General features: G+C 70.6%; 8 protein-coding genes. 5 read left to right on the forward strand and 3 right to left on the reverse strand.

Annotated features, from left to right (window positions below):
- Nucleotides 1–62: 62 nt before the first annotated feature.
- Entirely contained in the window at nucleotides 63–878 is an 816-nt protein-coding gene (gene thiD, locus G7A99_RS15315; RefSeq protein WP_163141674.1) for a bifunctional hydroxymethylpyrimidine kinase/phosphomethylpyrimidine kinase, read from the reverse strand.
- A 46-nt stretch (nucleotides 879–924) separates the two neighbouring features.
- Entirely contained in the window at nucleotides 925–2,478 is a 1,554-nt protein-coding gene (locus G7A99_RS15320; protein ID WP_018716825.1) for an AMP-binding protein, read from the reverse strand.
- A gap of 91 nt (nucleotides 2,479–2,569) precedes the next feature.
- On the opposite strand from G7A99_RS15320, the gene G7A99_RS15325 reads away from it, so the two are divergent.
- Complete coding sequence (locus G7A99_RS15325; protein WP_018716826.1) at nucleotides 2,570–3,370, forward strand: TatD family hydrolase; 801 nt, start codon at nucleotides 2,570–2,572, stop codon at nucleotides 3,368–3,370.
- A 1-nt stretch (nucleotide 3,371) separates the two neighbouring features.
- On the opposite strand, the gene dusA is transcribed toward G7A99_RS15325, so the two are convergent.
- Nucleotides 3,372–4,406 carry a tRNA dihydrouridine(20/20a) synthase DusA gene (gene dusA, locus G7A99_RS15330; protein ID WP_018716827.1) on the reverse strand — a complete coding sequence of 345 codons (1,035 nt, stop codon included), beginning with the start codon at nucleotides 4,404–4,406 and terminating at the stop codon, nucleotides 3,372–3,374.
- Nucleotides 4,407–4,610: 204 nt separating this feature from the next.
- On the opposite strand from dusA, the gene G7A99_RS15335 reads away from it, so the two are divergent.
- The 4 genes from G7A99_RS15335 to G7A99_RS15350 form a co-directional block, all read left to right on the forward strand.
- A complete protein-coding gene (locus G7A99_RS15335; protein ID WP_026320888.1) occupies nucleotides 4,611–4,856 on the forward strand; it encodes a glutaredoxin family protein in 246 nt (81 codons plus the stop codon).
- Entirely contained in the window at nucleotides 4,853–5,395 is a 543-nt protein-coding gene (locus G7A99_RS15340) for a L,D-transpeptidase (RefSeq protein WP_018716829.1), read from the forward strand. Before G7A99_RS15335 ends, G7A99_RS15340 begins: the two co-directional genes overlap by 4 nt.
- 144 nt (nucleotides 5,396–5,539) lie before the next feature.
- Nucleotides 5,540–5,848 carry an Lpp/OprI family alanine-zipper lipoprotein gene (locus G7A99_RS15345; protein ID WP_018716830.1) on the forward strand — a complete coding sequence of 103 codons (309 nt, stop codon included), beginning with the start codon at nucleotides 5,540–5,542 and terminating at the stop codon, nucleotides 5,846–5,848.
- Between the two features lie 90 nt (nucleotides 5,849–5,938).
- A partial coding sequence (locus G7A99_RS15350) for a DUF2333 family protein (RefSeq protein WP_163141677.1) occupies nucleotides 5,939–6,176 on the forward strand: 238 nt, incomplete at its 3' end.

The raw sequence follows: 6,176 nt of genomic DNA on the forward strand, positions 1-6,176 counted from the left end.
GCCGTGGATCGCCAGGTGCATCAGCGCGCTCACCGCATAGCGGCTCTTGGTGGACAGCCGGATCATGCGCTCTTCCCGTCGAACTCCGAAACCGTGTGGATGTGGTTCACCGGCCCGTGCCCGCCGCCCAGAGGCGTCGCCGTGGCCAGCGCGCGCTGCAGGTAGCATCGCGCGCGCTCGGTGGCGCCCGCGAGCTCCATGCCCCGGGCGATCCCGGCGGCGATTGCGGAGGCCAGCGTGCAGCCGGTGCCGTGGGTGCACTCCGTCGCTATCCGCGGCTGGCGCAGGCACTCGGTGCCTGCCGGCGTCGCGAGGACGTCGGTGATGGTCTCGCCGGCGGCGTGGCCCCCCTTCACGAGCACGGCGCCGCAGCCGAGCGCCAGCAGGGCCTCGGCGGCGGCGATCTGGTCGGCTTCGTCGTGTATCCGCCGCTCGAGCAGCACCTCGGCCTCCGGGATGTTGGGCGTGACGAGGCTCGCTCGCGGTACCAGTCGCGTGCGCAGTGCCTCCACCGCCGCGGTCCGCAGCAGGCGGTCCCCGCTCTGGGCGACCATCACCGGGTCGACCACCAGGGGCACCGTCGGTGCCATCAATTCTAGCATCTCCGTTACTGTTTCTATTACCGGGGCGTCGTGGAGCATGCCCGTCTTGACGCAGTCGGCACCGATGTCGCCGAGCACGGAGCGCATCTGCTCGGCGATGAACGCCGGCGGTACCGGGAAGACGTCCTGGACGCCGAGAGTGTTCTGCGCCGTCAGTGCGGTGATCGCCGTCATGGCATACCCGCGCAGGGCGGTGACGGCCTTGATGTCGGCCTGGATGCCGGCGCCGCCGCCGGAGTCGGAACCGGCGACGATGAGTACGCGTGCGTGAGTCATGGTCCATCCGTCGGTTGTCGGCCCGCCATGGCGGGCGGTGAGGCGATCAGGCACCGCCGGTGCGGGCCAGGGCGTCGCGGTCGACCTTGCCCGCACCGGTGCGCGGCAGCGACTGTGCCCGGATATAGCGTCTCGGGTGCTTGAACCGGGCGAGCCTCGTGGACAGCCACTCCCCTAGTGACTCGGCGTCCGGCAGGTTCGCCCCTGCCGCGGGCACGAGCACCGCCACCGGTACCGCCCCCCAGTGCGGATCCGCGGCCGGAAAGACCCCCGCCTCCGCGATGGCCTCGTGGCCAAGGAGCACGGTCTCGATCTCCTCCGGGGCGATATTCTCGCCGCCGCTCACGAACACATTATCCACGCGGCCGACGATGCTGACACGCCCGCTCTCGTCCTCGCGGGCGAGATCGCCGGTGTGGACCCAGCCGTCGGCGTCGAGGACGGCGGCGGTACGCTCCGGATCGTCGACGTAGCCGTCGAAGGCATGGGGGCTGCGCAGCCACAGCTCCCCCGCCCCGCCCCGCGGCGCCGGGGCGCCGTCGTCGGCGACGATGCGGTAGTCGCAGTGCGGGAAGGCGGTGCCCACGCTCCCCGAGTGACGGACCAGCGCCGCCGGGTCGTCGCCGCGGCCGAGGTGGATGAAGTTCGACGGCCCGGCCTCGGTCTGGCCGTAGCTCTGGCCCACCGCAATCCCGCGCTCGCGGAACGGCACCATCGCCGCGTCGCTGCAGGGTGCCCCCGCGGTGGTGATTCCGGCCAGCGACGACAGATCGGTATCGGCGAACCCCGGTGCCGCGCTGATCGCGCGGAGCATCGCCTCCACGGCGCCGAAGTGGTTCACGCGGTGCGCCGCGACCGCGCCGAGCACCGCCACCGGATCGAAGCCAGGCAGCAGCACCACGCAGCCGCCGGCATGGAGGATCGGTGTCACCGTGTTCCAGCCGCCGATGTGATAGAGCGGGAACAGCAGGAGCTCGCGGCGCTCGCCCAGGCCGGCCGGGCTGGCGGCGATGAGCTCCAGGGTGTTCCAGGTCATCTGCCGGTGGGAGACGATGCAGAGCTTGGGCACGCCGGTGCTGCCCCCGGTGTGCACGTAGAGGAACGGCTCGTTGAGCGCGAGGGCGGTATTCCCGGAGGGCGACGCGGGCATGGCGTCCTGGGCCGCAATGGCGTCCGCGTCCAGCCGGTGCCAGTCGCCGGCGTCCGTGCCGACCCCGGCGACGGCGTCCTCCAGGGCCGGATCGACGAGCACTGTTCGGGCACCGCTGCGGTGGACGAGCGCCGCCATCTCAGCCGCGGCAAGGCGGTGGCTCAGGGGCACGAGCACGATGCCGGTGCGTCCGCAGGCGAGATAGACCCGCACGGCCTCCACCGTATTGCGGGTCACCAGCCCCAGGCGGTCGCCACGGCCGATACCGAGGGTATCCGTGAGCCAGTGCGCGGTGCGGGCCACGGCGGCGTCGAGCTCGTCGTAGCGCCAGTGCCGGCCGGTCTCCGCCTCAATCAGCGCGCACCGGTCCGGGGTGAGCGCGGCCCGCCGGCCGACATAGTCGCCGACCCAGTCCATGGGAATCGCGTTCCAGTCCAGCGGCTCGTTCATCGCTCCCTCCACAGGGGTGACACGGGCCGCGGCGACACCGCCGGTGCCGCCGCGTTACCATCCGGGCCATCATTTGAAACGGGAGCGCGCCATGGATCAACTCCGCCCCCTGGTGGACATCGGGGTCAACCTTACCCACCGACGCTTCGCCGCGGACCGCGATGCGGTGATGGAACGGGCCCGCGCCGCCGGGGTGGAGACCATGGTGCTGACCGGTGTCGACGTGGCGGGCTCGCAGTCCGCCGCGGCGCTGGCCGCGGACGCGGCGGACTGCGTGAATACCGCCGGCGTCCATCCCCATCACGCCTCGGACTGGGACGCGGACACCGCGGCAGCGGTCCGCGCCCTCGCCGGCCGGGCGAAGACCGTGGCCATCGGCGAGACCGGGCTCGACTTCAACCGGGACTTCTCGCCACGCCGGGCGCAGGAAAATGCCTTCGCCGCGCAGCTGGAGCTCGCCGCCGAGCTCGGGCTTCCGGTCTTCCTCCATCAGCGCGACGCGGCCGAGCGTTTCACTGCGATCCTTGCGGACTATCGTGACGCCCTCCCCGGGGCGGTGGTGCACTGCTTTACCGACGGCCGCGACGTGCTCCATCCCCTGCTCGACCTGGACTGCCACATCGGGGTCACCGGCTGGGTCTGCGACGAACGTCGCGGAAGCGCGCTGCGGGAATGCCTCGGCGATATCCCGGGGGACCGGCTGATGGTGGAGACGGATGCCCCTTTTCTGCCGCCCCGGGACATGCGGCCGAAACCGCCCCACGGACGCAACGAGCCGGCGTTTCTCGTCCACGTCGCCCGGCGCGTCGCCGATCTGCGCGGCGAGAGCGCGGAGGCGCTGGCCGAGGCGACGACGCGCAACGCCCGCGCGTTCTTCCGCCTCGAGGGCTGAATCAGGCAGCGGCGCCGGCGACGTGCTCCAGGGCGTCGGCGATCACGGCGGCGTCGGCGTCGCGCCGCGGCCCGTGTTCGCTGAGGTGGCGACGCCAGGCGCGGGCACCGGGCAGGCCCTGGAACAGCCCGACCAGGTGGCGGGTCATCCGCGAGAGGCGCTCACCCGCGGCGATCTCGCGGGCGACGTAGTCCATGTAGGCCTCGGCCACGGCGACCCGGTCCGGAACCGGCGTCGTCGCGCCGAAGACCCGGCGGTCCGCCTCGGCGAGCACGAAGGGGGTCTGGTAGGCGGCTCGGCCGATCATCACCCCGTCGAAGCGCGCCAGCAGTGCCTCGGCCTCGTCCAGGTCCATGACCCCGCCGTTCAGCACGACCTCCAGCCCCGGAAAGGCCGCGCGCAGCCGCTCGACGCGGTCATAGTCCAGCGGCGGGATATTGCGGTTTTCCTTGGGGCTGAGTCCGTTCAGCCAGGCCTTTCGGGCGTGGATCGTGAACGAGGTGCAGCCGGCGCCCGCAACGGTCTCGACGAAACGGGCCAGGAAGGCCTCGCTGTCCTGGTGGTCGATACCGATGCGTGTCTTCACCGTCACCGGCAGCCGCGTGGCCGCACGCATGGCCGCGACCATCTCGGCTACCAGTGCCGGCTCGGCCATCAGGCAGGCCCCGAAGCGCCCGGACTGGACGCGGTCGCTGGGGCAGCCGCAGTTGAGGTCGACCTGGTCGTAGCCCCACCGTTCGGCAAGCGCTGCGGCATGGGCGAGCTGCTCCGGGTCGGCACCGCCCACCTGCAGGGCGACCGGGTGCTCGCATGCGTCGAAGTGCAGGAAGCGCCCGGCGCGGCCGTGCCATAACGCCTGCGCCGGCACCATCTCGGTGTACAGGAGGGTCCGGCCGGTGATCAGCCGCATGAGGTAACGGTAATGCCGGTCAGTCCAGTCCATCATCGGCGCCACGGACAGGCGCCGGTCGGGATCCGGCCGGCGGCCCGTCGCCGCTGCGCTGCGGTGGGTATCGGTCTCGTGCTCGTTCGCCATCGGCTCCTGCGGGCTTCGCGGCTGGCGTGGCGGGCGATTGTACACCGGCCGGGCCTGTCGCTTCAGTAGGTGGCCTCCGTCGACGGCGCCGACGCAGTCCCGATCCCGTGGGCGCGGTTGCCGCGGTTATCGGCAGACGATGGTCCCCGTAGGCCGCCGGCTGTGGCAGACTGCGCCGCTAATCCGGCAAGAACCAGATCCATCATGTCCTTTACCGGTCCAGTCGAGTTCTATACCACCGAGGGATGCGGTCTCTGCGAGGAGGCCATGGAGATGCTGCATCCGATCGCGCAACGGCTCGCCATCGATATCCAGGTCCGTGAGATCCTCGACGATGACGACTGGGAGGCACGCTACGGTATCCGCATCCCGGTGTTGCGCCGTGGCGACACCGGCGCCGAGCTCGGCTGGCCGTTCGACGAGGCGGCGCTGTACCGGTTCCTCCTGTGAGCCCGCGCGGTGTGCTGCTCGCGCTGCTGTTCCTGGTGCTGGCGCCCGCGGCAGCGGCGGCCCCGTGGGTCCTCGTCGATACGGACCGTGACCTCGTGGAGGTGCGCGACGGCGGGCGTGTCGTCGATGTCTTCGAGGACATCTCCTGGGGCCGCGGCGGCGTCGCCGACCTCCACCTGAACGGTGACGACACCACGCCGACCGGGGATTACCGGGTCACGCGGATCGACCGTTCCAGCCGTTTCCACGTCTTCATCGGTCTTGATTATCCAACCCTGGAACACCTCTCGCGCGCCTATCAGCGCGGTGTGATTGATAATGCGCGCTACCGCGAGCTGCGCGAGATCGCCTACGATGGCCGTCCACTGCCCCAGGACACGGTGCTCGGCGGCTACATCGGGCTGCACGGTCTTGGCCGCGCCGACCCCGAGTGGCATGAGCGCTTCCACTGGACCGAAGGGTGCATTGCGCTTACCGACGCACAGATCGACCGCCTTCTGGGCTATATTCACGAAGGCAGCCGTGTCGTCATTCGCTGACGGTAGCGCCGACACGACTGCCGGCCGCGGACAGGCTTGCAACGGCCGCGGTGAACAGTGATGATTGGGCCACATAAACCGTCCGTCGGGCGGTTGAGCGACATTCGACCAAACCCTATGCACGACAAGGCAAGGAGTTGCTCCATGACTACCACGCTCAGCACTGCGCTCAAGATTTCCGCCGCTGCGGCCTCCATGGCCCTGCTCGTCGGCTGTGCCTCCCAGGCGCGTGAGGACATGAACGCGCGCATCGACGAGGCGATGATGACCGCCGAGGACGCCCAGTCCACCGCCAACGAGGCCCAGTCCACGGCCAACGCCGCCATGGCCGCCGCTGAGGATGCACAGGCGACCGCCGACGATGCCATGAGCGCAGCCCAGGCCGCGCAGTCGACGGCGGACCAGAACGCCCAGAAGATCGATCGCATGTTCAAGAAGGCGATGTACAAGTAAACACGCCTTCCCGGCCGATCCAGGACCCGCGCCCCTCTGGGCGCGGGTTTTTTCGTCCGGGCCGACGGTCTCGACGCACAGGAACGCCCCATGTCGCTGTTTCAACGCCTTCGCAACCGCTCCACCACGCGCCGCGGCGGTGGTACCGGATATCGCCGGGGGATCGGGCTGGTCGGCGCGCTGATCGTCGTCGCCATCCTGGCGGTGGCCGGCCTCGGCTGGTACTGGAGCCAGTCGCCGGCGGCCTTTGGCGTGGTCGCGGCCACGGCGCAGCGCATGCCCGAGGGGCGCGATCCCCAGTCGGTACCCGGCAGCGTTACCACCGCCA

This window comes from Arhodomonas sp. KWT, from assembly GCF_010993615.1.